The sequence below is a fragment of the Janthinobacterium sp. CG3 genome (genome assembly GCF_000344615.1).
Classification (GTDB): domain Bacteria; phylum Pseudomonadota; class Gammaproteobacteria; order Burkholderiales; family Burkholderiaceae_D; genus Janthinobacterium.
Genome location: NZ_KB467824.1, coordinates 510,934 through 534,783, shown reverse-complemented (window position 1 = coordinate 534,783; position 23,850 = coordinate 510,934). Strand labels below are relative to the sequence as shown.

Sequence of the window (23,850 nt, the reverse complement as noted above, 5' to 3'; positions counted from 1 at the left end):
GATGATTATACCCAACAACATCGCGCCTTAGCGCTTGCGATGATACCGCGATTCCGCCGCCGCTCCTATTCCGTCGAACCGGCGGCGGCGGTGGTGGTGGTGCCGGCGGCGGCGGTGGCGGCGGTGGCCGGCCACACCACGTAGTCGTCGACGGTATACAGCCGGCACGGCTTGCTGCTCTTGATCTGGCAGGCGGCGACGGCGCGCTCGTCGGGCGACTCGCCCTCCTCGGCCCAGCCCCAGGCGCCGCTGGCCGACAGCGCGAACGCGCGCGGCGTCAACCGGCCGAGGAATTCACGGTAGGCCTCGCGCCCGCTGTCGGGCAGGTAGGGCACGGCCTCGACGTCGTCGAGCGACGCAAAGTCGGTGCGCGCCGGCGTCGGCGGCTCGGCCACCGCGTACACCTCGGCGGTCGGCATGTCGATCTGTCGCAGGAAGCGCTCGACGTCGGGCAACCAGACTTTTTCGCCGTCGCGGCTGGCCAGCATCACGTGGGCGTCGCGCTTGAAGGCCGGGAAGACGCGCAGCGTCGCCGTGCCGCCCGAGTGGACGAAGGAGCGGTACATGCGTCCGACCAGGTGCGGCCCGAAGTAGGAGTCGTTGGCGCCGTACATCCACAGCGAGGCGATCTGGTTGCGCGCGCCGAAGTTGGCGAAGGCCTTCACCAGCGCCGACTGCCAGTCGCACTGGCCGCCGTCGACGCGCAGGCCGCCGGCGATATTGATCACGCCGCGCACCCCCGGCACCTGCTGCGCCGCCAGCGCCATGCTGGCCAGGCCGCCGTAGGACTGGCCGGCAACGACGATACGGTCGGCGTCGACCCAGCTTTGGCCGCGGGCGTAGCGGATCGCGTCGAGGACGTCCTCGGCCTGGGCGTAGCCGTTGGCGGTCATGTTGCAGCCGTAGTCGGCGTAACTGCCGCTGGAACGGGCGAAGCCGGTGCGCATCGGCACCATCACCGCGTAGCCGCGCCGCACGAACGCGGTGGCCATGTAGAGGAAGCGGTCGCGCTTTTGCATCTGCGGGTTGCCGGGCTGCTTGCCGTGGTTGATGACCAGCAGCGGGAACGGCCCGGTGCCGCTGGGCCGGAACACCGTCGTTTCGAGCCGCTGCTCGCCGTCGGGGCCGGCCGGCACCATGATGATGGTTTCGTTGAGGCGGCCGTCGAGGATGACCACCGGGTCGATGGCGGACGACGGCGTCAGCAGGCTGCACAGCACCACTGCCAGGGCCAGATGACGGCGTTTTGGTCGACGACTAAAGATGATGCGCTCCGGTCAGGGCTGCTGAGACAATCACTTGATTTTATGCAGGTGCGTTCCCAAAGGCAATATCAAAATAATAGCTAAGAGCATTCTTTTGCACATGGGGCCGTTTCCGCCACAGGCCGGCTTGTCGGGTAGTCAACGGCGGCCCGCCAAGATAAGTTTCCGTAGGTCGGATGAGCGGCACGCGTAATCCGACGCCGAGCCGCCGACGCCAGTCGGCGTACGCCCTTGCGGGCTAACCCGACCGACGCAAATGCTTCACTTAGCGGCATTCAAGGATGGGGCGGGAATGCTTGCTAAACCAATCACAAATCAGTAATATATTACATACTAGCCAACCGAGCCGCCCATGCCGATCCCCGCCACCGCCCTCGCCGTCCACCGCACCCTGGCGCGCGAGGACGTCTACCGCACCATCAAGCAATGGATCGTCGCGCTGCAACTGGCGCCCGACGAATTGATTCGCGACCAGGACATCGCCGAGCGCCTCGGCGTGTCGCGCACGCCGGTGCGGGAAGCCCTGCGCCGCCTTGAAGACGAGGGCCTGGTCGTCACCCGCTTCCACAAGTGGACCAAGGTGGCGCCGGCCGCGATGGCCGAAGCGGCCCAACTCTACCCGGTGGTGGCGGCGTTGGAGGCGAGCGCGGTCGAGTTGGCCCTGCCCCACCTGACGGCCGCCGACCTGGCCCAACTGGCCGCGCTCAACGCCGCGCTGACGCTGGCCATCGATGGCGCCGACGTGGCGCAGTCGGCGCTGCTGGACCGCGCCTTCCACGCGCTGCTGGTGCGGCGCAGCGGCAACCAGGAATTGGCGCGGCTGCTGGCGACGCTGTTGCCGCGCATCGAGCGCATCGAGCTGGCCCACTTCGGCAACCAGCCGGTGGCGCGCCAGTCGGTGCGCGAGCACGCCGCCATCATCGATGCTTTGCAACTAGGCGACGGCGCCAGCGCCGCCGCCATCATGAAGAAAAACTGGCTGTGGTAGCCAGCCCCCACCCCACCCTCGCGCCAGGAGCACCCGCCATGCAATCCGCCCTCGTTGTCATCGACTACCAGAACGCCGTCTTCGCGGCGCCGCCGGCCTACCAATGCGAGCTTGTGCTCGGACGCATCGCCGGCTTGATCGAACGGGCCCGCGCCAACGCCGTGCCGGTCATCTACGTGCAGCACCAGGTCGACGGCTGCGAGTGGCAAGCCGGCAGCCCGGGCTGGGAATTCCCGGCCGCGATCGCGCCGCGGCCGGGCGAACACGTCAGCCCCAAGAACGCCTGCGACGCCTTCATCAACGGCGCGCTGGAGCGCCACCTGCGCCAACAGGGCATCGAGCAGGTCTACGTGTGCGGCTTCGCCACCGAGTTCTGCATCGACACCAACGTGCGCCGCCTCGCCAGCCTGGGCCTGGCGACGGTGGTGGTGGCCGACGCCCACACCACGCGCAACCGCCCGCACATGAAGGCGGCGCAAATCATCGAGCACCACAACTGGGTCTGGAGCGACTTTTCCAGCCCGGGCGTGTCGCTGGCGCTGCGCGACAGCGCGGCGGTCGATTTCCGCGCGGACGCGCCGTGCTGAAGCCGGCCACCCAACTGGCGCAACCGGCGCCGGCCGCGCCCGCCGGCTACGCGGCCCTGTCGCAAGGCGTGTTCCACGCCTCGACCATCCTCTACCCGAGCGTGGCGGCGTTCCTGAACCGCGACGCGCGCCAGCACTACGCCTACGGCCAGGACGGCACGCCGACGCAGCACGCGCTGGCCGCCAAGCTGGCCGAGCTGGAGGGCGGCGGCGAGACGGTGCTGGTGCCGACCGGCCTGGCCGCCATCGTGCTGGTCAACAGCAGCGTGCTGAAGACGGGCGACCAGGTGCTGCTGCCCGAGGCCGTCTACGGCGGCAACCTGGAGGCGACCCGCACGCTGTTCGGCAAATGGGGCGTCGAGTACGCGCTATATGGAAACGACTTCGAAGCGCAGTTGCGCCCGAACACGCGCCTGGTGTGGATCGAAAGCCCCGGCTCGAATTCCATGCTGATGCAGGACGTGCCGGCGCTGGCCCGCGCGGCCAGGGCGCGCGGCGTGCTGGTGGCGATGGACAACACCTGGGCCACGCCGCTGGGGCTGCGCCCGCTCGACGTCGGCGTCGACTTCTCGGTGCAGGCGCTGACCAAATATGTCGGCGGCCACTCGGACCTGCTGATGGGCGCCGTCACCACCCGCGACCGGGGCCAAGCCGCGCTGCTGCGTGACACTTGCGAGCTGCTCGGCTATTACGTAGCGCCCGACGAATGCTTCCTGGCGCTGCGCGGCCTGCCGACGCTGGCGCTAAGGCTGGAGCGCCATTTCGCCTCGGCGCTACGGATCGCCCGCTGGCTGGATGGCCACGACGCGGTGGCGCAGGTCAACTATCCGCCGCTCGACAGCGACCCCGGCCACGCGCTGTGGCGGCGCGACTACAAGCTGGGCAACGGCTTGCTGTCGTTCACGCTGAAGGACGGCGACATGGCGGCGGTCGAGCGCTTCGTCGGGCGGCTCGCGCTATTTCGACTCGGTAACAGCTGGGGTGGCGTGCACAGCCTGGTCGCCGTCGCGCCGGCGGGCGCGGGCACGGATGGCGGCTGGCTGCTGCGGCTGCACGTCGGCGTCGAGGACGCCGACGACCTGCTGGCCGACCTGGAGCGCGCGCTGCAACCGTGACATATATATACGGGGATATACGGGGTCGCGCGGGATGAAAGCGCCGCGAACCGGCCGCACCCGCGCAGAATGAGTTAAAACCTGTGTGCGTACTTGAACGATGTGCTTCGTGGCATATGGCCCGCTGTAGCCTTTGCTTTCAAACAAGCGAGCGCGCGCGTTTCGGCACGCCCGCAAACAAAGGAGTACACTTCAGATATTACAGAAGGGAAACTATATGTCTATTTCCGCTCTCAGCGCCGGCTTGTCCGGCATCGTCGCCAACCAGCGCGCGCTGGATATGTCGGCTAACAACGTCGCCAACGTCAGCACGCCGGGTTTCCAGCCGCAAGGCGCGGCGTTCCAGGAAAACAGCCCGGCCGGCAGCGGCGTCACCCTGTCTGTCGAGGGCCGCAATTTGTCGACGGCCGGCGCCGGCGCGGCCAACGGCGTCGACCTGGCCAAGGAAATCACCAGCTCGCTGGTGTACAAGGCCGGGTTCAACTTGTCGGCCAACGTGGTCAAGGCGGCCGACGAGGCCCTCGGCAGCTTGATCGATATTCGCGCGTAAGGCGCGCGCCGCGGCGCTTGTTCGGGCGCCGCGAATCCAAACCAGCGGCGTCGCCCCGGGGCAGACCTTCGGGTCCGAGCCCGGCTCTTTGCCGTGGCTTGATTTTTCAGCGTTGCCGGCCCGCTAATTGGCGGCGTTTTCACGCCCACTACTTCCCTACCCATGATCAGAGACCAGCAAACCCTCACCCTTCTGCTCGACAGCATCGCCCGCTTTGTGCGCGAGGTGCTGGTGCCGAGCGAGCACACGGTCGCCGAGAGCGACGCGATTCCGCCGGCGATCGCGGCGCAGATGCGCGAACTCGGCCTGTTCGGCCTGACCATCCCCGAGCAGTACGGCGGCCTGGAGCTGACGATGGAGGAGGAGGTGCTGGCGGCCTTCGAGATCGCCCGCGCGGCGCCGGCGTTCCGCTCGCTGATCGGCACCAACAACGGCATCGGCTCGCAAGGCATCCTGATCGACGGCACCGAGGCGCAGAAGCAGTACTACCTGCCCAGGCTGGCCGCCGGCGAGATCATCGGCTCGTTCGCGCTGACCGAGCCCGGCGCCGGCTCGGACGCGGCCTCGCTGCGCACCAGCGCCGTGCGCGACGGCGAGTTCTACGTCATCAACGGCAGCAAGCGCTTCATCACCAACGCGCCCGAGGCCGGCATTTTCACCGTGATGGCGCGCACCGACCCGGACAAGCGCGGCGCCGGCGCCATTTCCGCCTTCATCGTCGAGCGCGACACGCCCGGCCTAAGCCTGGGCAAGCCGGACAAGAAGATGGGCCAGCAAGGCGCCCACACCTGCGACGTGATCTTCGAAAACTGCCGCGTGCCGGCCGCCAATCTGATCGGCGGCAAGGAAGGCGTCGGCTTCAAGACGGCGATGAAGGTGCTCGACAAGGGCCGCTTGCACATCGCCGCGGTGTGCGTCGGCGCCGCCGAGCGCATGCTGGCCGACGCGCTGCGCTACGCCATGGAGCGCCAGCAGTTCGGCCAGCCGATCGTCGAGTTCCAGCTGGTCCAGGCGATGCTGGCCGACAGCAAGACCGAGATCTACGCGGCCCGCTGCATGGTGCTCGACGCCGCGCGCCGGCGCGACAACCAGGAGGACGTCTCGACCGAGGCCTCGTGCTGCAAGCTGTTCGCCTCGGAGATGTGCGGCCGCGTGGCCGACCGCTCGGTGCAGATCCACGGCGGCGCCGGCTACGTGTCGGACTACGCGGCCGAGCGCTTCTACCGCGACGTGCGCCTGTTCCGCATTTACGAGGGCACCTCGCAAATCCAGCAGATCGTCATCGCCCGCAATATGATCAAGGCGGCGCAGGGGTTGAAATAGTTAACACCAGCGGCGTAAAGCGTAGGTCGGATTGGCGCGGCGTAATCCGACACGGTCCGCGGCGGCGCTTGTCGGCTGGCCGTTCACGGGCGCCAGCGTTCCAGCAGGTCGGGCGCCGCCACCGGGCGGCTGTACAGGTAGCCTTGCGCCTGCTTGCAGCCGTGCCGCAGCAGGAAGGCGGCCTGCTCTTCGGTCTCGACGCCCTCGGCGATGACGGACAGGTTCAGGCTCTTGCCGAGCTGGATGATGGCGATGGCGATGGCCTCGTCGTTGGCGTCGGTCGAGATGTCGGTGATGAAGGAGCGGTCGATCTTCAGCGTCTGCACCGGCAACTTCTTCAGGTAGGCCAGCGACGAGTAGCCGGTGCCGAAGTCGTCGATCGCCAGCCCGACGCCGATCGAATGCAGGTCGTTGATGAACACTAGCGCGTCGCCGGTGTTCATGATGACCGACTCGGTCACTTCCAGTTGCAAGCGCTCCGGCCCCAGCCCGGTCTCCTTGAGGATCTCGGCGACCATGTTGACGATGCTGCCGCGCTCGAATTGCTTGACCGACAGGTTGACGGCGATCTTCGGCACGCATAGGCCGGCGTCCTGCCAGCGCACCATCTGCCGGCAAGCCTCGAACAGCACCCACTTGCCGAGTTGGTTGATGAAGCCGCTGTCCTCGGCCAGCGGGATGAAGCGCACCGGCGGCACCAGCCCCAGTTCCGGGTGGTTCCAGCGCACCAGCGCCTCGACCCCGATCAGGCGGCCGGTGTCGATTTCGACCTGCGGCTGGTAGTTCAGGAAGATCTCGTTTTTCTCGATCGAGCGGCGCAGGAAGGTCTCCAGGCGCAGCCGTTCGACGCCCTCGCCCGTCATCGACGGCGCGTAGAAGCGGTAGCCGTTGCGCCCGCGCGCCTTGGCCTGGTACATCGCCACGTCGGCGTTGCGGATGAGCATGTTCAAGTCGACCGCGTCGTCCGGGTACACGCTGATGCCGACGCTGCAGGTGACGAACAGCTCGTGGTCGGCCACCGTGAACGGCTGCTCGAACATCGCCACCAGCTTGTCGGCCACCAGGCTGGCGCCGTACTGGCCGTCGACGTTTTCAAGTAGCACGATGAACTCGTCGCCGCCCAGGCGCGCCAGCGTGTCGCCCTCGCGCAGCTTGGCCGACAGCTGGCTGGCGACCTGTTTCAGCAGCTCGTCGCCGATGTGGTGGCCGAGCGTGTCGTTGACGTTCTTGAAGCGGTCCAGGTCGATGAACAGGATCGCCAGCTGCTCGTGCTCGCGCCCGGCGCGCTGCAGCGCGTGGTGCAGGCGGTCGTGGAACAGCAGCCGGTTCGGCAGCGCCGTCAGCGGGTCGTGGTGGGCCATGTGGTCGAGCTTTTCCTGCGACTCCTTGACCAGCGTGATATCGCTGAACACGCCGACGTAGTGGGTGGTGACGCCGGCCGTGTCGCGCACCGCGCTGAACGTCAGCCACTCCAGGTACAGTTCGCCGTTCTTGCGCCGGTTCCAGATCTCGCCGCGCCAGAAGCCGCTCGCCACCAGCTCGATCCACAGGTTCTTGAAGAAGTCGGCGTCGTGCCGGCCCGAGCGCGCCAGCGTGGCGTCGCGGCCGAGCGCCTCGTCCTCGCCGTAGCCGGTGATCTGCGTGAAGGCCGGGTTGACGGCGACGATGGTGCCCTTGGCGTCGATCACCATGACGCCGTCGGCGATGTGCTCGAGCACCGTCGCCGACAGGCGCAGCTTCTCCTCGGCCTCCTTGCGCGCGGTGATGTCGGCGTAGACCCAGATGCTGCCGTCGTAGGCGCGGCCCGGGTCGAGCGCGCAGCCGCTGACCAGGGCCCAGAACAGGCTGCCGTCCTGGCGCACGTACTGGCGCTCCTCGTTGAAGTAGTCGCCCGCGCTCAGGCTCGGGTACTGGCGCTCGCCGCTGCTGTCGAATTCGAACGCGGTCGGGAAGACGATCGAGGTCGAGTTGCCGGTCATGGCGCCGGGCTGGTAGCCGAACAGTTCCTCGCAGCGGCGGTTGACCGAGACGATGTTGCGCCGGCGCACGAACATGACGCCGAACATGACGTTGTCGAGGATCGCGCTCTGCTCGGCCAGCAAGCCCTCGATGCGCATCTCGTTGTGCTTGCGCTGGCTGATGTCGGAGATGATGCCGTCGACCCAGGAAGGCGCGCCGGCCTCGTCGCGCTGCGGCTGGCCGTTCTCGGCGACCCAGCGCTCGGTGCCGGTGGCGTCGATGATGCGGTATTCCAGTTCGTACGGGGTGTTCTCGACGACCGTCTGGGATACCGCGCGGCGGTGCGCCTTGCGCTCCTCCGGGCAGATCAGGTCGGCCCAGGCGTGCGTGGTGCTGCGCATGAACAGCCGCGCCGAATAGCCGGAGATGTCCTCGATGGCGTCGCTGACGAAGTCGATCGGGCCGTCCGGGCGGTAGCGGAACACCGCGCCGGGCACCTGCGTGACGATGGTGCGGAAGCGCTCCTCGCGCTGGCCGACGTCCTCGAACAGCTGGCGGATCGCCACGCGCATCTGCTCGAGCTGGCCGGCCAGGCGGCCCAGCTCGTCGTTGCTGCCCAGGTCGAGGCGGGTCTCGAAGTCGCCGTGCGAGAGGCGGTCGGAAAAGCGCATCAGCTTGCGCAGCGGCGTCAGCAGGCGGCGGTTCAAGAACAGCGCGATCAGCGCCATCGACACGCCCAACTGGGCGGCCAGCACGAAGACGTAGGAAATCTGCTTTTCGCGCAGCTCCTGCTGGCTGCGGGCGTCGTCCATCTCGACGACGATGCGGCCGATGCGCTCGCCGCGCACCAGGATTTCGCGCTCGGCGCGGTAGACGGTGCCGATGGTGCGCGGCGGCGCCTGCACCGTCATGAACTGGGTGTCGGACTGGCCCACCACCTGCACCTGTAGCACGGAACGGTCGCGCATGAGCGACTCGACCAGCGAACGGGCCGACTCGGCGTTCATGTTCCACAAGGATTCCTGCATGCCCAGCGCGAGGATGTCGGCGTTGCGCTGCAAGGCCTCGTTCAGGCTGGTCTTGGCGGACTGGCGCTCGTGCACGCCGACCAGCAGGTAGCTGCCGACCATTGCCGGCACGACCAGGCCGCCGAACACGACGAGCAGCAGCGCGCCGTAGATCGACAGGCCGTACAGGGCGCTGAGCCGGGAACGGAGGCGGTGATACAGTGTTCTAGCCATGCAAGTGCAGCGCACTGGCGGCCGGGTCGGTGGTAGGTGTCATCAAACTTATCAATAAGAATTCGGAACGGCGGGCGGGCGACGCGGCCAATGCGCGGCTAAGATTTCCAAAGGAGAATTATGCACGCAATAAGCACCAAAAGTCACCAACAAGCGCACGCGCGCGGCCGCGGCGTGGCGCCGCGAGCAGAAAACCGCCAGCCTTGCTATCATCGCGGCACTTAATCAAAGGAAGCGCCATGACCCTCTCCATTTACTCCGCATCGATTCCCGTCTTCAAACAGATCCTCGCCAGCCTGTCGGCCATCCTCGACAAGGCCGACAACCACGCCGCCGAGAAAAAAATCGACCCGAGCGCGCTGCTGAGCTTCCGCCTGTACCCGGACATGCTGCCGTTCGTGCGCCAGGTCCAGATCGCCACCGACTTCGCCAAGGGCTGCGGCGCGCGCCTGGCCGGCGCCGCCGTGCCGGCCTACGAGGACAGCGAACAAAGCTTCGCCGAACTGAAGGCGCGCATCGCCAAGACCATCGCCTTCCTCGACGCGCTGGCGCAGGCGGACATCGACGGCAGCGAAGAGCGCTCGATCACCACCGGCAGCGGCGAAAAAACCAAGCACTTCACCGGCCAGAGCTACCTGTTCCACTACGCGCTGCCGCACTTCTTCTTCCACGCCACCACCGCCTACGACATCCTGCGCCACAACGGCATCGAAGTCGGCAAGAAGGACTTCATCGGCAGCTATTAATATGTAGTCGCCGGCGGCGCCGTTCAAGCCAACGGCAAGGGCCCCTCGCGGGCCTTTTTTTACGTGTTGCGGCGCGGGTAGCCCTGCGCCAGGATGCGCACCCAGACGACTTCCTTTTGCTCCGGCGTCATCGACACCCAGTGCGCGACCTCGACCACGCTGCGTCCGCAACCGCGGCAAATCTCGTCGAACGTGGTCGAGCAGACGGCCACGCAGGGCGTGTCCGCCCGCGCCGGCAACGCGGGGCCGCTGATCTCGCACACGCCGCTGTCGCGCCGGCTGATCTCGCCGACCCCGGTTTGGCTCTTGTCCATCGCGCCCATGCCTAGGTCGACGCCAGCAAATCAAGCTTGTCCCAACCCGCGTGGCCGAGTTGCTCCAGCGTCTCGATATTCTTTTCGAAAATATCGGACGCCTCCGGGAAGGCGTCGACCGCGCGTTCGATGCTGTCTTCGCGCAGCAGGTGCAGCGTCGGGTACGGCGAGCGGTTGGTGAAGTTGCCGATGTCGTTGGCGTCGGTCTCGGCAAACTGGTATTGCGGATGGAAGCTGGCGACCTGCAACTCGCCGGCCAGGTCCAGGTCCTCCACCGCCGCGTCGGCGACGTCGAGGAATTCGTTGTAGTCGAGGAAGTCGGTCAGCACATAGGGGTGGATCAACAAGGTCGTGTCGATGCTGTCGGCGTCGCTATCGGAGAGCAATTGTAATTCGTCCATCAGTTCCTGCAGCAATTGCTCGGGCGTGTCGGCGCCGCTGACGACGTAGCGGATCTGCTTTTTGACGTGCACGGCCTTGGCGAACGGGCACAGGTTCAGGCCGATGACGGCCTTTTCCAGCCAGTTCACGGTGTCGGCGATAATAGTGTCGTGCTCGGCGTCGCGCTGGGCGGAGGTGGTCATGTTCATTGTTTCCTGTGAATGGGGGGGGGACGGCGCGGCGGCCGGAAGCAGCGACACGGCGGCGCGCAAAAGCCAAATTGTACGCACTCTTTGCGCAGTCTCATACTTAATGGGCGCCGGGCTTGCCGTTTAGCCGGGCCCGGCTATGCTACAGAACACAGTAAACGGCCGCTCCGCAAACCCGAGAGACCGCAAACATGGCGCCATTGTCACACTAGACATAGCCACAAAATTGACACATCTTCTGCTTACGTCAGGCAACTTTTCCTAACTAAGCGGCAATTGTTAATCAAAAGAAATATCGTTAATTCCTGTCATCAAGCCGACATATTCCTTGACTCAGGCGTTCGGTCCTACGTACACTCCAAACTCACTCATGGTCAAGTCCGATGTTTCCTAGACCGCAACAATGGAACGCTATGCACGAAAACACGATTAAACCATCGACCCTGGCGGCGCTTGTCCTAGCCCTTGCTCCTGCGCTCAGCCACGCGTTCGAATCGACGGCCCCCGAGCCGACCATGGCGGCGCCCTTCGACAGCGCCGCCCCAGCCCTGATCCCCATGGCCGCCGTGGTCACGGCAAAACTGCCGACGCTGAACAACAATTCCCAATTCAAAACCGACAAACTACTCAAAGTCAACGCCGACGCCGGCGACGGCTACCGCGACGCCGACGTCTGGGGCCGCATCCGCTCCGGCTACGCGATTCCCGACCTGTCCAACCCGCTGGTAGCGAAACACGTCAGCTGGTACACCACCCGCCCCGACGACATCGCCCGCACCACGGCGCGCGCCTCGCGCTACATCTTCCACGTCGTGCAGGAACTGGAAAAGCGCGGCATGCCGACCGAACTGGCGCTGCTGCCGATCATCGAATCGGGCTTCAACCCGCAGGCGTTTTCCAGCGCCAGCGCGGCCGGCATGTGGCAGTTCGTGCCGGCCACCGGGCGCGACTTCAACTTGAAGCAAAACATGTTCAAGGACGACCGCCGCGGCGTGCTGGCCTCGACCGACGCCGCGCTGACCTATCTGCAGCGCCTGTACGACATGTTTGGCGACTGGCAACTGGCGCTGGCCGCCTACAATTGGGGCGAAGGCTCGGTGCAGCGCGCCATCAAGAAAAACCAGGCGATGGGCAAGCCGACCGACTTCGAAAGCCTGGCCGAGCTGATGCCGGCCGAAACGCGCAACTACGTGCCGAAGCTGCAGGCGGTCAAGAACATCATCGCCAATCCCGGCCACTACGGCGTGTCGCTGGCCCTGGTCGACAACCAGCCCTACTTCACCGCGATCGACAAGACCAGCGACATCGACATGACCATCGCGGCCCAACTGGCCGAGTTGTCGATGGACGAGTTCAAGGCGCTCAACCCGCAATTCAACCGCCCGGTCATCACCGGCGGCGAAAAAACCAAGATCTTGCTGCCGCAGGAAAACGCCGCCAAATTCACCTCGAACCTGGCGCAGTGGGGCCGCGCGCTGTCGACCTGGACCACGCACAAGATCACCTCCGCGCGCGAACGCATCGACACGCTGGCCTCGCGCTTCGGCACCACGCCCGACGTGCTGCGCCAAGCCAATAACATCCCGCAGAAAACCAGCCTCGTGGCCGGCTCGACCATTCTGGTGCCGAAGACCTCGGCCTCGCTGGATATCGACATCACGTCCGACATCGCCGACAACGCGACCATGGGCTTCGTTGCCGACCGCCCGGAGCGCGCGCAACGCTCGAGCAACCGCAAAGTGTCGAAGAACGGCCGGAACGCGGCCGACGCGCCGATTTCGCTGGTCAAGCCGCGCGTGGCGCGGGGCGGCGCGAGCCGCAACCCGGTGAAGGCCAAGCGCTAAGTCCGCCGGGGTGCCGCGAGCGCCAAGCATTGGCGCTCGCCCTCCCCCCCCCCCCGCGACGACGAACAGTTGCAGTCGGGCCGCACACGCCCTACAATCTCGGTCTTGCGTCAGCTGCCCGCACCGGGCGTCGAAACATCAAACAACAACCCCCACTGCCGTCAACGCCACCCAGGGGTGAGCGTGCCAGCGCGGCAGTAGCAATCGGAGTCACTATGGCGTTCTTGCAAGGCAAAAAAATCCTCATCACCGGCTTGCTGTCGAACCGGTCCATCGCCTACGGCATCGCGAAGGCCTGCCACCGCGAAGGCGCCGAACTGGCCTTCACCTACGTCGGCGAGCGCTTCAAAGACCGCATCACCGATTTCGCCAAGGAATTCAACAGCGAACTGATCTTCGATTGCGACGTCAGCAGCGACGAACAGATTACCGCCGTCTTCACCGACCTGGCGACCCACTGGGACCAGCTCGACGGCCTGGTGCACGCGATCGGCTTCGCGCCGCGCGAAGCCATCGCCGGCGACTTCCTCGACGGCTTGTCGCGCGAAGGCTTCAAGATCGCCCACGACATCTCGGCCTACAGCTTCCCGGCGATGGCCAAGGCGGCGCTGCCGATGCTGCGCTCGGGCTCGTCGGTACTGACGCTGACCTACCTCGGCGCCGTGCGCGCGATTCCTTACTACAACACGATGGGCCTGGCCAAGGCGTCGCTGGAAGCGTCGGTGCGCTACCTGGCCGAATCGCTGGGCCAGAAAGGCATCCGCGCCAACGGCATCTCGGCCGGCCCGATCAAGACCCTGGCCGCGTCCGGCATCAAGGACTTCGGCAAGCTGCTGGGCTTTGCCGCCTCGCACGCGCCGCTGCGCCGCAACGTCACCATCGACGAAGTGGGCAACACCGCCGCCTTCATGCTGTCCGACCTGGCGTCCGGCATTACCGGCGAGATCACCTACGTCGACGGCGGCTTCTCGCACGTCATGGGCTTGAACGCGGAAGACTACTAAGCGGCGCCGTGCGGGTAGGCCGTCCTGCCCGCACCGAACCGCCATGTGTGGCGTTTTTGTCGACGTACGCGGAAAAACAGCGCCGTTCATATCGGAAACTGCAATTAGACGGTGCAAAGCTATCTGAAATCCTGTATAGTCCTGTTTGTGCGCTGCAATATGTTTCCGCAAGAGACAAAGCGATCGCGACACCGCAGTATCCCGAAATAAAACCTTAGCAGCTTCGCAAGCCTTAGCGCATCCAACGGATGCCGCTGAATAAAGCCCTCCCGCCTTGTGTGTCGCACCTGACACCGTCCCGGCGCAAAGCTTTTGTGCCGAAATTTCTTTCTATTTGAGTCATTTCGTTTTGGTTGGCGTTGCTATTTTGCGTTCTGCTTTTTGCAAGAACGCTGATTTTTACGAAAGAAAAGAATGACTTTTGAATCCCTTGGCCTCCATCCGTCCATCATCGCAGCGCTGACCGAGTCCGGCTACACCGCCCCGACCGCAGTGCAAATGCAGGCAATTCCTGCCGCGATCGAAGGCCGCGATCTGTTGGTCTCGTCGCAAACCGGTTCGGGCAAGACCGCGGCATTCATGCTGCCGTCGCTGCACAAACTGGCCAGCGCCGAACAAACCAACGCCGGCAAGACCCCGAACCAGGAAATGCAGGCTGCCCGCGCTCGCGGCGACCGTCCACGTTTCAAGGCAGCCCAGCCGAAAATGCTGGTGTTGACCCCGACCCGCGAACTGGCCCTGCAAGTGACCACCAATACCGACAAGTACAGCACCGGCATCCGCCGCATCAAGGCTGTGTCGATCCTGGGCGGCATGCCTTACCCGAAACAGATGCAATTGCTGGCCAAGAACCCTGAGATTCTGGTTGCCACCCCGGGCCGTTTGATCGACCACATGGATTCGGGCAAGATCGACTTCTCGCAACTGGAAATCCTGGTGCTCGACGAAGCCGACCGCATGCTGGACATGGGCTTCATCGACGACATCGAAAAGATCGTCGAAGCGACGCCTGAAGGCCGCCAGACCATGCTGTTCTCGGCAACGCTGGATGGCGTGGTCGGCAACATGGCCCGCCGCATCACCAAGAACCCGATGATCATCCAGATCGCCGGTTCGTCGAGCAAGCACGAAAACATCGTTCAGCGCGTCCACTTCGTCGACGACCTGTCGCACAAGAATCGCCTGCTGGACCACCTGCTGCGCGACGAAACGCTGGACCAGGCCGTGGTTTTCACCGCCACCAAGCGCGACGCCGACACCATCGCCGACCGTCTGAACATCGCCGGCTTCTCGGCCGCCGCCTTGCACGGCGACATGCACCAGGGCGCGCGTAACCGCACCCTGGACGGCATGCGCCGCGGCCAGGTCAAGGTCCTGGTTGCCACCGACGTTGCCGCCCGCGGTATCGACGTTCCAACCATCACCCACGTGTTCAACTACGATCTGCCGAAGTTCCCGGAAGACTACGTCCACCGCATCGGCCGTACCGGCCGCGCCGGTCGCAACGGTCTGGCCATTTCCCTGGTCAACCACGCTGAAGGCATGAACGTCAAGCGTATCGAGCGCTTCACCAAGCAACTGATTCCGGTCAACGTCATCGAAGGCTTCGAGCCTAAGAAGACCGCCTCGGCACCACGTTCGACCGCGCGTCCAGGCAGCTGGAAGCCGGGCGACAACCGCGGCGGCGCCAAGCCAACCGGCCAGCGCACGTTCAGCAAGCCAGGCGCGCCTAGCGGCGGCGGCTACAAGGGTTCCAACCCGCGCAGCGCTACCGACGGCGCCCGCACCGACGGCGCCCGCCGCAGCTACGGCGACCGTTAATCGGTTCGCTTCAAGCATGAGCTGATGAGAAACGGCCACCAGAGCGATCTGGTGGCCGTTTTTTTATGCCTGCCGCAATACTGAAAGATTGATAAACACCGGCGTAAGGCTGGGGTCCGAGCCGTGGCGCCCGCCGGTGGCGGCATTCCGCGCCACGCTGCTGGACGGCGTTGCCCTTGCCGCCTCGCCGGCGGAGTAAAATAACGATTATGAGTAAACGTACAACCCGCACCACCATTGCCATCAAAGCTGAACCCGCGCCGGTGGCGGCCGGCGAATTCGCCTCTTGGCTGGGCCTGACCCGCCACGCGCAGCGCCAGAAAACCGCCGGCTCCGACGTGCCTTGCGGCGAATGCAACGCCTGCTGCCGTTCCTCGTATTTCATCCACCTCACGCCGGCCGACACCCAGGCCGTCAAGCGCATCCCCAAGGCGCTGTTGTTCCCGGCGCCCGGCCTGCCCAAGGGCAACGTGCTGATGGGTTACAACGACAAGGGTCAATGTCCGATGCTGGTCGAGAATACATGCTCGATCTACGCGCACCGGCCGCAAACCTGCCGCGATTACGACTGCCGGATTTACGCCGCGACGGGGATCGAGTTGACCGACGCCGCGCAGGCGTCGATCGCCGAGCGGGTGGCCAACTGGCGCTTCGCCTACCCCGGCGAGGTGGACCGCAAGGAGCACGCGGCGGTGCTGGCCACGGCCGCCTTCCTGCGCGAGCGCAAGGCCGCCTTCCCGCCGCGCTCGCTGCCCGGCAACCCGGCGCAACTGGCCATATTGGCGATCAAGGTGCATCGGGTGTTTTTCGACTTGGGCGAGCAGGCCGGCGCCAAGCCGGCCGACGCCGACATCGCCAAGGCGGTGATGGCGGCGCTGGAGCAATTCGACGTTAGCGCGTCGTAGCTCGGCCAAGTTGACCGAAGCGGGACGCGCCGCTCCGGGCCAACGTTGTCGGGTTACGCCGTTCCAGCTAACCCGACCGACGAAGCTCGCGCTAACCTAGACTTGTGGTTTTTGGCCGGCGATGGCGGCGCGCACCTGGCTTTTGCGCAGCAGGCGCCCGCCGCTGGCCATCGCCTGGTCGATCCGCATCGCCTCGACGTAGCGGCTGCGGTAGGCCGGGTCCTCCGGCGTCAGCAGCGTCAGCCGCTCCTTTGCCCGCGTCACCGCCACGTAGAAACGGTTCTCCTCCTCCCGCGGTTCGGCTTTGCTGCGCGGGAACTCGTCGATCGCCAGGTAGGGCACGATGACGTGCGCGTATTCCAGCCCCTTGATGTGGTCGATGCAGGCGATGGCGACCTGGTGCTGGCTTTTGGCGTCGGCTTGGCCGTCCTCCATTGCGCCCAGCCACTGCGAGAACGAGGCCAGGTCGGTGCCGGCCTCGGTGCAGACGGCGATGAAACCGCTGATCGATTTCGCCACCACCCGCGCCCCGTCCGGGTCGACGTAGATGCGGCGCGCGGTCTGGTCCAGTTTCATGACGTCGAACACGTGTTGCAGCGCGCCGCCGGCCGGCGTGGCCGGGTCCAACTCGCGCAGGTAGTCGACCGCCGCCAGCGTCAGCGCCGCCTTGTCCTTGTTGGCGGACTTGCCCAGCTGGTTGGTCAGGAAACCTTCCAGCAACTCCGGGTAGGTCGACACGTCGTCCTTGGCCTGCTGCAGCTCGGCGCGGGTAAACGGGATCTCGGCGAAGACGATCAGCGCTTCGAGGATCTCGGCGCGGCGTTGCGCGCTTTTAACGCCGTGCAAATCCTTGCGGGCGATTGCCACCATGCCGCGCATCATCAGCACTTCCTGGCTGCACAGGTAGCTTTGCATCTCGACGAAGCAGTACGGGATGTGCTGCTGGAACAGCGCCGTCTCGACGCGGATCGACTGGTCGCGGTCGCGCAGCAGGACCGCCACCGTGCCGTAGCCGTGGCCGGCGGCGTGCCACTGCTTCAGCGCCGCCACCAGTTGCGCCGCGCAGGCGGCGGGGTCGGCGGCGTCGTAGGTCAGCAGGTCGATTTGGGTGCCGCGCGCCAGCGCCGACTCGCTCGGCTTGTTCTTGAAGGCGCCGACGGCTTGCGCCAGCTCGGGGCCGTAGCGGTAGGTGCGCGTCAGCGGGTAGCGCCGCAGCGCCGGGAATGCTTCGCCGAAGCGCTCGCGCAGGAAGCGCTGGTCGGCGCCCGACCAGGTGTAGATGACCTGGTCCTTGTCGCCGGCGCCGCAGAAATAGGCGTTGCCGCGGCGGATCAGCATGGCCAGCAGGCGGAACGAGGCTTCGTTCAAGTCGTGCAATTCGTCGGCGACGATGACCTGGAACTGCGGCAGTTGCTCGCGCAGCGGCGCGTCCTCGGCCATCAGGCGCACCAGGTCGTAGGTGGCGTCGAACTGGGCGCGGAATTCGATCTCGCCGCTGTCGGCGCCGCGCATGCGCTCGTATTCGCGTATCCACAGGTAGTTGGTGCGCGACATGCCGAGCATCTCGATGTTGTCCTCGATCGAGTTGTACTCGAAGTCGGGACCGTGGAAGTCGAGCCTGGCCTTGGTGCGCAGTTGCAGCTTGAGGAACTGGGCCACGGCGGTGTTGGTCGTGCTGATTTCCAGCGGATAGCGGTGGGCGTAATTGTGCGACACGTTGTCCAGCGCCACCAGCGCGTACGGCCGCAGCTCCTCCCACGAGGCGACGCTTTTCGGCGCCCGCGGTTCCAGCTTGAGCAGGATGGCGCGCGCCATGTCGTCGAAGGTTTCGATGGTCAGGCGCTTGACGATGGGCGCGGCGATGCCGATCTCGGCCAGGCGCTGCTTGAGCGCCAGCTTGGCCGCCTGGGTGAACACCAGCGCCAGCGTGCGCTCGGGCAGGCGGCCGCGGTACAGCGACTCGGCCAGGCGCAGCGCCAGCGTGGTGGTCTTGGCGGCGCCGGCGTTGGCGTCGATCAGCACCACGCGTTGTTGCGCGGTCTGGATGGCCAGCTGCTCGGCGGTCGGCTTGATCCGCTTGGGGATGAATTGCGCCGCGTTTTCTATACTCAAAATTTTCCTTGATATCGGGGGGTGGGGCTGGCCGCCGACGGTCTATTTACCAGGCGCAGGTGCGCAATCCGGCGAAGATGTCGTCGCGCTCGGGCAGGTAAAAGTTGCGGAACTTGGGCGAGCGCAGCCGCGGCGGCGTGGCGAACGAGGCCCCGCGCAGCACCTGGTGCGTCATAAACCACGGCTCCGAATATTCGCGGTAGGCGTCGGCGGAAAAGCCGGGGTAAGGCGCGAACGGCGTCGCGGTCCATTCCCACAAATGGCCCCAGCGGAAGCCGGCGTGGCCGGACAGCGCCGCGTATTCCCATTCGGCCTCGGTCGGCAGGCGCCGCTCGGCCCAGGCGCAGTAGGCCTGCGCCTCGTACAGGTTGACGTGGCGCACCGGCTCGGCCGCCGCCAGCGTGCTCAGGCGGCCGTGGTTGACGGTGCGCCACTGCAAATCCTCGCGCTGCCAGTAGCGCGGCGCCGAGCGCTCCTGCCGCATCAGCCAGGCGCTGCCGGCCGTGCTCCAGTATTGCCGCTTCTGGTAGCCGCCGTCGGCGACGAAATCGGCGTACTGGGCGTTCGACACCAGCGACGCCGCCACCTTGAACGCCGGCACGTAGCACGGGTGGCTGAATTTTTCGTTGTCGAACATGAAGCCGGTGGCGCCCGCGCTGCCCAGCTCCAACGTGCCGCCCGGGAAGGCGATGTCGCTCGGCGCCGCCAGCACGGGCTGGGCCGGCGCCAGCGGCGGCGGCGCCTCCAACCCCAGTGTCTGCAAGGTGTACAGCAGGGCTTCGCCGTGCATGTCCTCGTGCGCCAGGGCCAGGCGGTACGGGTACAGCGCGGCGTCGTCCTCGGCCTCGCGCGAGAGCTTGTCGAGGACCCGGTCGAGCACCTCGCGGCAGTAGGTTTTCAGCGCGCCGGCGGCGGGCATGTCGAGCGACCAGCGGCTGCGGTGCGGCACCGTGTTCGAGTCGAACAGGTCGTCGCCGCGCGTTAGCAGCGAGTTGTAGACGGCGTCGGCCGGATGGCTCGATTCGGCCTCGCGCAGGATGAACCACTCGGCGAACCAGGCGATGTGGCCCAGCTCCCACAGCGGCGGATTGATGGTGCGCAGCGGCGGCACGCGCGCCGCCACGTCCAGCCCGGCGGCGGCGAAACAGTCGAAAAGGCTCAGCGTATAATGGCGCGCCTGGGCCAGGGCGGCCGCCAATTGTAGTGGTGATGCGTTGGTAAACGGTGCAATATGTGAAGTCATAGGACGATTGTAACGATTTTTGATAGGTAAGCAACCTTGACCGCACCGCACATCTGGATTGTCAGCCCCGCCCTGGCCGCCGCCAACAACGGCAATTGGCACACCGCCAGCCGCTGGGCGCGCTTTTTGCGCACGCGCTACCGCGTCACGCTGGCGCAGCAGTGGCCGGCGCCGGACGGATCGGCCCGGCCGCCGGACCTGCTGATCGCGCTGCACGCGCGCCGCTCGGCGGCGTCGCTGGCGGCGTTTCGCGCCGCCTGTCCGGCCCGCCCCACGCTGCTGCTGCTAACCGGCACCGACTTGTATCGTGACATACGCGGCGATCCGGCGGCGCGGCAATCGCTGCGGCTGGCCGGCGCGCTGGCGCTGCTGCAGCCGGCCGGCCTGGCCGAACTGGCGCCGGCGCTGCGCGCCAAGGCCAGCGTGATCTACCAATCGGCGCCACAGTTGCGGCCGGCCGCCGGCCGCCGGCGCCATTTCGACGTCTGCATGGTCGGCCACCTGCGCGCCGAAAAAGACCCGGCCACCTTCATGCGCGCCGCCGCGCTGGTGCGCCGCGCCGGCGTGCGCCTGCTGCACATCGGCGCCGCGCTCGATCCGGCGCTGGGCCGGCTGGCCGCCGCCACCGCGGCGGCGACGCCGCGCTACCGCTGGCTCGGGCCGATGCAGCACGCGGCCACGCGGCAGCGCCTCAAGCGCTGCCAGTTGATGGCCTTGAGTTCGCACATGGAAGGCGGCGCCAACGTCATCATCGAAGCCGTCCGCAGCGGCGTGGCGGTGCTGGCCAGCGACGTCAGCGGCAACCGCGGCATGCTCGGCGACGACTACGCCGGCTACTTCCCGGCCGGCGACGCCGCCGCGCTGGCCGGGCTGATCGAGCGCTGCGCCGCCGAGCCGGCCTTCCACGCGCGCCTGCAAGCGCAGTGCGCCGCGCGCGCGCCGCTGTTCGCGCCGGCGGCCGAGCGCGCGGCCTTGCTGCAGTTAGTGGATAATCTCCTACTTCGGGGCGCCGGGCAGGCGCCATCCGGCATCCCGCGTCCCCACGCACAGAACATGGAAGACCTATGAGCACAAGCGAACAACACCCCATCAAACTCACCTCGTTTTCGCACGGCGGCGGCTGCGGCTGCAAAATCGCGCCGGGCGTGCTGGCCGAGATCCTGAAAAACTCCAGCGGCTTCCCGGTGCCCAAGGAGCTGATGGTCGGCATCGAGACCGCCGACGACGCCGCCGTCTACAAGCTCAACGACGAACAGGCGCTGATCGCCACCACCGACTTCTTCATGCCGATCGTTGACGACCCGTTCGACTTCGGCCGCATCGCCGCCACCAACGCCATCTCCGACGTCTACGCGATGGGCGGCACGCCGATCATGGCGCTGGCCCTGGTGGGCATGCCGATCAACAAACTGCCGCTGGAAACCATCGGCCTGATCATCAAGGGCGGCGAGGCGATCTGCGCCGAAGCCGGCATCCCGATCGCCGGCGGCCACACCATCGACTCGGTCGAGCCGATCTACGGCCTGGTGGTGCTGGGCCTGGTGCATCCGTCCAAGGTCAAGCGCAACGCCGACGCCAGGGCCGGCGACGTGCTTATCCTCGGCAAGCCGCTGGGCGTGGGCGTGCTGTCGGCGGCGCTGAAGAAGGACGCGCTGGGGCCGGACGGCTACGCGGCGATGATCGCCAACACCACCAAGCTGAACAAGCCGGGCAAGGCCCTCGCCGAGATGGCCGGCGTGCACGCGCTCACCGACGTCACCGGCTTCGGCCTGCTGGGCCACCTGCTGGAACTGGCGCGCGGCTCGCAACTGACGGCGCAGCTGAGCATGGCGCAAATCCCGCTGCTGCCGGGCGTCGAACAACTGGCGCAGGACGGCTACTTCACCGGCGCCTCGGGGCGCAACTGGGACGCCTACGGCAAGGACGTCAAACTGTCGCCGAGCATCAGCCCGGCCCAGCACACGCTGCTGACCGACCCGCAAACCTCGGGCGGCCTGCTGGTCTCGTGCGACCGCGCCAGCGTCGACGAGGTGCTGGCGCTGTTCGCGCGCGAAGGCTTCGAAGCGGCGGCCGTCATCGGCGAAATGGTGCCGGGCGCGGCGCGCGTCCAAGTCGCCGCCTAAGCGGCGGCGTCGGGCGGACGCCGGCAAACAACGCCGCGCCGCAGTTTTTCGCGGCATTTGCTTGACAGCCGGCGCCGCCATCCTTTACATTGGGGCCATGTCTTCCCTTACACATCTCTCCCCTTCCCTGCTGTCGCTAGCTAAGCGACTACTAGCAAGCGCCTAATTCGCTTGCCGCACTGCTTCGCCCGGCCACGCCGGCGCGTTTCAAACCCCAGGAAGGTTGCTCAGATGTTGTTCTCCGCCCCACACGCATTGTTTTGCCTCCGCGACTCGTTCGCCGCCGCCGTCCGCGCGCCCGCCGCCCTATCGCTAGCCCTACCGATCGGTTGCCTGGCCTAGTGTTGCGTGGCCGCCCGGTAACCCGCGCCACCGTCGAGTTTCGTCCCGCTTTCCACTTGTTATCCAGGAGTTCCCCATGATGTTGCAAAATCCAGCGTCGAAGTATCGCGCTTTCCCACAAGTCAAATTGACCGACCGCCAATGGCCAGACAACGCCATCACCAAGCCGCCCATCTGGATGAGCACCGATTTGCGCGACGGCAACCAGGCCTTGATCGAGCCGATGAGCGCCGAGAAAAAGCTGCGCTTCTTCGAGATGCTGGTGGCCGTCGGCCTGAAGGAGATCGAGGTCGGCTTCCCGTCCGCCTCGCAAACCGATTTCGATTTCGTGCGCAAGCTGGTCGACGAAAACCGCATCCCCGACGACGTCACCATCATCGTGCTGACCCAGTCGCGCGACGAGTTGATCCGCCGCACGGTGGCCTCGGCCGCCGGCGCCAAGCGCGCCATCGTCCACCTGTACAACTCGGTGGCGCCGGTGTTTCGCAAGGTGGTGTTCGGCATGTCGCGCGAAGAGATCACGCAGATCGCCACCACCGGCACGACGCTGGTCAAGCAGCTCGTCAGCCAGCATCCGGAAACCGAATGGGGCTTCGAGTACACGCCGGAGTCGTTCTCGACGACGGAACTGGACTTTTCCAAGCACATCTGCGACGCCGTCAGCGCGATCTGGAAGCCGACCCCGCACAACAAGATGATCATCAACCTGCCGTCGACCGTCGAGTGCAGCACGCCCAACGTCTACGCCGACCAGATCGAGTGGATGTCGCGCAAGTTGGCGCGCCGCGATGCGATCATCATCAGCGTGCATCCGCACAACGACCGCGGCACCGCCGTCGCCTCGGCCGAATTGGCCGTGATGGCCGGCGCCGAGCGCGTCGAGGGCTGCCTGTTCGGCAACGGCGAGCGCACCGGCAACGTCGACCTGGTCACGCTGGCGATGAACCTGTACACCCAGGGCGTCCACCCCGGCCTGGACTTCTCCGACATCGACACGGTGCGCAAGTGCGTCGAGGAGTGCAACCAGCTGCCGGTGCATCCGCGCCACCCGTACGCCGGCGATTTGGTTTTCACCGCCTTCTCCGGTTCGCACCAGGACGCGATCAAGAAGGGCTTCGCCCAGCAGAAGCCGGGCGCGCTGTGGGAAGTGCCGTATTTGCCGATCGACCCGGCCGACATGGGCCGCAGCTACGACGCCGTGATCCGCGTCAACAGCCAGTCCGGCAAGGGCGGCATGGCGTACTTGCTTGAGCAGGAATTCGGCCTGGTGTTGCCGCGCCGCCTGCAGATCGAGTTCAGCCGCGCGGTACAGGCGGTGGCCGACGCCACCGGCCGCGAGATCGCCGCCGCCGACATCCACGAGATTTTCAGCCGCGAGTACTTCGAGCAAACCTCCCCGTACGCCTACGGCGCGCACCGGATGGTCGAGGACAGCAGCGCCGACGAGTCGGTGCAGATCGATATCACGCTGGCGCACCGCCAGTCGACGCTGGCACTGCAGGGCGGCGGCAACGGCCCGATCGACGCCTTCGTCAACGCGCTCGGCCTCGACATCAAGCTGATGGACTACCACGAGCACGCGATCGGTTCCGGCGCCAACGCGCAGGCGGCCTGCTACGTCGAACTGCGCCTGGACAACGGCCCGACGCTGTTCGGCGCGGCCATCGACAGCAACATCGTCACGGCCTCGTTCAAGGCGGTGCTGAGCGCGGTCAACCGCCAGTTGAAAATCAACGACACGGCGGCCGCTCCGGCCGCGCCGGTCGAGGCGTAACAGC

Annotated in this window: 19 protein-coding genes; 13 read left to right on the top strand and 6 right to left on the bottom strand. The window is 66.3% G+C overall.

The genetic code is table 11. From position 1 onward, the window contains the following. Positions 1-65 precede the first annotated feature (65 nt). Positions 66-1,223, bottom strand: a complete 1,158-nt coding sequence (locus JANGC3_RS0102505) for an alpha/beta hydrolase family protein (protein ID WP_017874908.1) — start codon at positions 1,221-1,223, stop codon at positions 66-68. A gap of 394 nt (positions 1,224-1,617) precedes the next feature. Here JANGC3_RS0102505 and JANGC3_RS0102500 point away from each other — a divergent pair, with 394 nt between their 5' ends. The 5 genes from JANGC3_RS0102500 to JANGC3_RS0102480 all read left to right on the top strand — a co-directional run bounded on the left by JANGC3_RS0102500 (position 1,618) and on the right by JANGC3_RS0102480 (position 5,828). Continuing rightward, a complete protein-coding gene (locus tag JANGC3_RS0102500; protein WP_017874907.1) occupies positions 1,618-2,253 on the top strand; it encodes a GntR family transcriptional regulator in 636 nt (211 codons plus the stop codon). Positions 2,254-2,291: 38 nt separating this feature from the next. Further along, entirely contained in the window at positions 2,292-2,840 is a 549-nt protein-coding gene (locus JANGC3_RS0102495; protein WP_017874906.1) for an isochorismatase family protein, read from the top strand. After that, positions 2,834-3,955 carry a trans-sulfuration enzyme family protein gene (locus JANGC3_RS0102490; protein ID WP_017874905.1) on the top strand — a complete coding sequence of 374 codons (1,122 nt, stop codon included), beginning with the start codon at positions 2,834-2,836 and terminating at the stop codon, positions 3,953-3,955. The genes JANGC3_RS0102495 and JANGC3_RS0102490 overlap by 7 nt, the downstream gene beginning before the upstream one ends. Before the next feature lie 217 nt (positions 3,956-4,172). Beyond that, complete coding sequence (locus JANGC3_RS0102485) at positions 4,173-4,505, top strand: flagellar basal body protein (protein ID WP_026132444.1); 333 nt, start codon at positions 4,173-4,175, stop codon at positions 4,503-4,505. 162 nt (positions 4,506-4,667) lie between these two features. Continuing rightward, positions 4,668-5,828, top strand: a complete 1,161-nt coding sequence (locus JANGC3_RS0102480) for an acyl-CoA dehydrogenase family protein (protein WP_017874903.1) — start codon at positions 4,668-4,670, stop codon at positions 5,826-5,828. Between the two features lie 83 nt (positions 5,829-5,911). Here the strand turns inward: JANGC3_RS0102480 and JANGC3_RS0102475 are convergent, their stop codons facing one another. After that, a complete protein-coding gene (locus JANGC3_RS0102475; protein ID WP_017874902.1) occupies positions 5,912-9,028 on the bottom strand; it encodes an EAL domain-containing protein in 3,117 nt (1,038 codons plus the stop codon). Positions 9,029-9,267: 239 nt separating this feature from the next. Between JANGC3_RS0102475 and JANGC3_RS0102470 the strand changes: the two genes are divergently transcribed. After that, complete coding sequence (locus JANGC3_RS0102470; RefSeq protein ID WP_017874901.1) at positions 9,268-9,774, top strand: DUF1993 domain-containing protein; 507 nt, start codon at positions 9,268-9,270, stop codon at positions 9,772-9,774. 59 nt (positions 9,775-9,833) lie between these two features. Here JANGC3_RS0102470 and JANGC3_RS0102465 read toward each other — a convergent pair whose 3' ends face one another. Then, positions 9,834-10,028: a DUF1289 domain-containing protein gene (locus tag JANGC3_RS0102465; RefSeq protein WP_026132443.1), complete on the bottom strand. Its 195-nt coding sequence runs from the start codon at positions 10,026-10,028 to the stop codon at positions 9,834-9,836. Positions 10,029-10,099: 71 nt separating this feature from the next. After that, positions 10,100-10,678: a DUF1415 family protein gene (locus tag JANGC3_RS0102460; protein WP_017874899.1), complete on the bottom strand. Its 579-nt coding sequence runs from the start codon at positions 10,676-10,678 to the stop codon at positions 10,100-10,102. A gap of 413 nt (positions 10,679-11,091) precedes the next feature. Here JANGC3_RS0102460 and JANGC3_RS0102455 point away from each other — a divergent pair, with 413 nt between their 5' ends. The 4 genes from JANGC3_RS0102455 to JANGC3_RS0102435 all read left to right on the top strand — a co-directional run bounded on the left by JANGC3_RS0102455 (position 11,092) and on the right by JANGC3_RS0102435 (position 16,252). Further along, positions 11,092-12,522: a transglycosylase SLT domain-containing protein gene (locus tag JANGC3_RS0102455; protein WP_035787521.1), complete on the top strand. Its 1,431-nt coding sequence runs from the start codon at positions 11,092-11,094 to the stop codon at positions 12,520-12,522. A 215-nt stretch (positions 12,523-12,737) separates the two neighbouring features. Next, a complete protein-coding gene (gene fabI, locus JANGC3_RS0102450) occupies positions 12,738-13,526 on the top strand; it encodes an enoyl-ACP reductase FabI (RefSeq protein WP_017874897.1) in 789 nt (262 codons plus the stop codon). Positions 13,527-13,940: 414 nt separating this feature from the next. Beyond that, positions 13,941-15,347, top strand: a complete 1,407-nt coding sequence (locus JANGC3_RS0102445; protein ID WP_017874896.1) for a DEAD/DEAH box helicase — start codon at positions 13,941-13,943, stop codon at positions 15,345-15,347. 209 nt (positions 15,348-15,556) lie between these two features. Then, positions 15,557-16,252: a YkgJ family cysteine cluster protein gene (locus tag JANGC3_RS0102435; RefSeq protein ID WP_081611734.1), complete on the top strand. Its 696-nt coding sequence runs from the start codon at positions 15,557-15,559 to the stop codon at positions 16,250-16,252. A 96-nt stretch (positions 16,253-16,348) separates the two neighbouring features. On the opposite strand, the gene JANGC3_RS0102430 is transcribed toward JANGC3_RS0102435, so the two are convergent. Both JANGC3_RS0102430 and senA read right to left on the bottom strand, forming a co-directional pair. After that, the gene (locus JANGC3_RS0102430; RefSeq protein ID WP_017874893.1) at positions 16,349-18,364 is read right to left on the bottom strand and encodes a UvrD-helicase domain-containing protein; all 2,016 of its coding nucleotides are present in this window, start codon (positions 18,362-18,364) and stop codon (positions 16,349-16,351) included. Between the two features lie 46 nt (positions 18,365-18,410). Next, positions 18,411-19,607 carry a selenoneine synthase SenA gene (senA, locus tag JANGC3_RS0102425; protein WP_232429640.1) on the bottom strand — a complete coding sequence of 399 codons (1,197 nt, stop codon included), beginning with the start codon at positions 19,605-19,607 and terminating at the stop codon, positions 18,411-18,413. Between the two features lie 36 nt (positions 19,608-19,643). Here senA and senB point away from each other — a divergent pair, with 36 nt between their 5' ends. The 3 genes from senB to leuA all read left to right on the top strand — a co-directional run bounded on the left by senB (position 19,644) and on the right by leuA (position 23,846). Beyond that, positions 19,644-20,675, top strand: a complete 1,032-nt coding sequence (senB, locus tag JANGC3_RS0102420) for a selenoneine biosynthesis selenosugar synthase SenB (RefSeq protein WP_017874891.1) — start codon at positions 19,644-19,646, stop codon at positions 20,673-20,675. Continuing rightward, on the top strand, positions 20,672-21,730 hold the full coding sequence (gene selD / locus JANGC3_RS0102415) for a selenide, water dikinase SelD (RefSeq protein WP_017874890.1): 1,059 nt from the start codon (positions 20,672-20,674) through the stop codon (positions 21,728-21,730). Before senB ends, selD begins: the two co-directional genes overlap by 4 nt. A gap of 418 nt (positions 21,731-22,148) precedes the next feature. Beyond that, positions 22,149-23,846, top strand: coding sequence for a 2-isopropylmalate synthase (leuA, locus tag JANGC3_RS0102410; RefSeq protein ID WP_017874889.1), 1,698 nt, complete (start codon positions 22,149-22,151; stop codon positions 23,844-23,846). Positions 23,847-23,850: the final 4 nt, after the last annotated feature.

Coding starts and splice junctions, on each gene's coding strand:
- JANGC3_RS0102485 (WP_026132444.1), top strand. CDS start 4,173: ATGTCTATTTCCGCTCTCAGCGCCGGCTTGTCCGGCATCGTCGCCAAC.
- JANGC3_RS0102460 (WP_017874899.1), bottom strand. CDS start 10,678: ATGAACATGACCACCTCCGCCCAGCGCGACGCCGAGCACGACACTATT.
- selD (WP_017874890.1), top strand. CDS start 20,672: ATGAGCACAAGCGAACAACACCCCATCAAACTCACCTCGTTTTCGCAC.
- JANGC3_RS0102445 (WP_017874896.1), top strand. CDS start 13,941: ATGACTTTTGAATCCCTTGGCCTCCATCCGTCCATCATCGCAGCGCTG.
- JANGC3_RS0102455 (WP_035787521.1), top strand. CDS start 11,092: ATGCACGAAAACACGATTAAACCATCGACCCTGGCGGCGCTTGTCCTA.
- JANGC3_RS0102480 (WP_017874903.1), top strand. CDS start 4,668: ATGATCAGAGACCAGCAAACCCTCACCCTTCTGCTCGACAGCATCGCC.
- fabI (WP_017874897.1), top strand. CDS start 12,738: ATGGCGTTCTTGCAAGGCAAAAAAATCCTCATCACCGGCTTGCTGTCG.
- JANGC3_RS0102475 (WP_017874902.1), bottom strand. CDS start 9,028: ATGGCTAGAACACTGTATCACCGCCTCCGTTCCCGGCTCAGCGCCCTG.
- JANGC3_RS0102435 (WP_081611734.1), top strand. CDS start 15,557: ATGAGTAAACGTACAACCCGCACCACCATTGCCATCAAAGCTGAACCC.
- senA (WP_232429640.1), bottom strand. CDS start 19,607: ATGACTTCACATATTGCACCGTTTACCAACGCATCACCACTACAATTG.
- JANGC3_RS0102495 (WP_017874906.1), top strand. CDS start 2,292: ATGCAATCCGCCCTCGTTGTCATCGACTACCAGAACGCCGTCTTCGCG.
- JANGC3_RS0102470 (WP_017874901.1), top strand. CDS start 9,268: ATGACCCTCTCCATTTACTCCGCATCGATTCCCGTCTTCAAACAGATC.
- leuA (WP_017874889.1), top strand. CDS start 22,149: ATGATGTTGCAAAATCCAGCGTCGAAGTATCGCGCTTTCCCACAAGTC.
- JANGC3_RS0102500 (WP_017874907.1), top strand. CDS start 1,618: ATGCCGATCCCCGCCACCGCCCTCGCCGTCCACCGCACCCTGGCGCGC.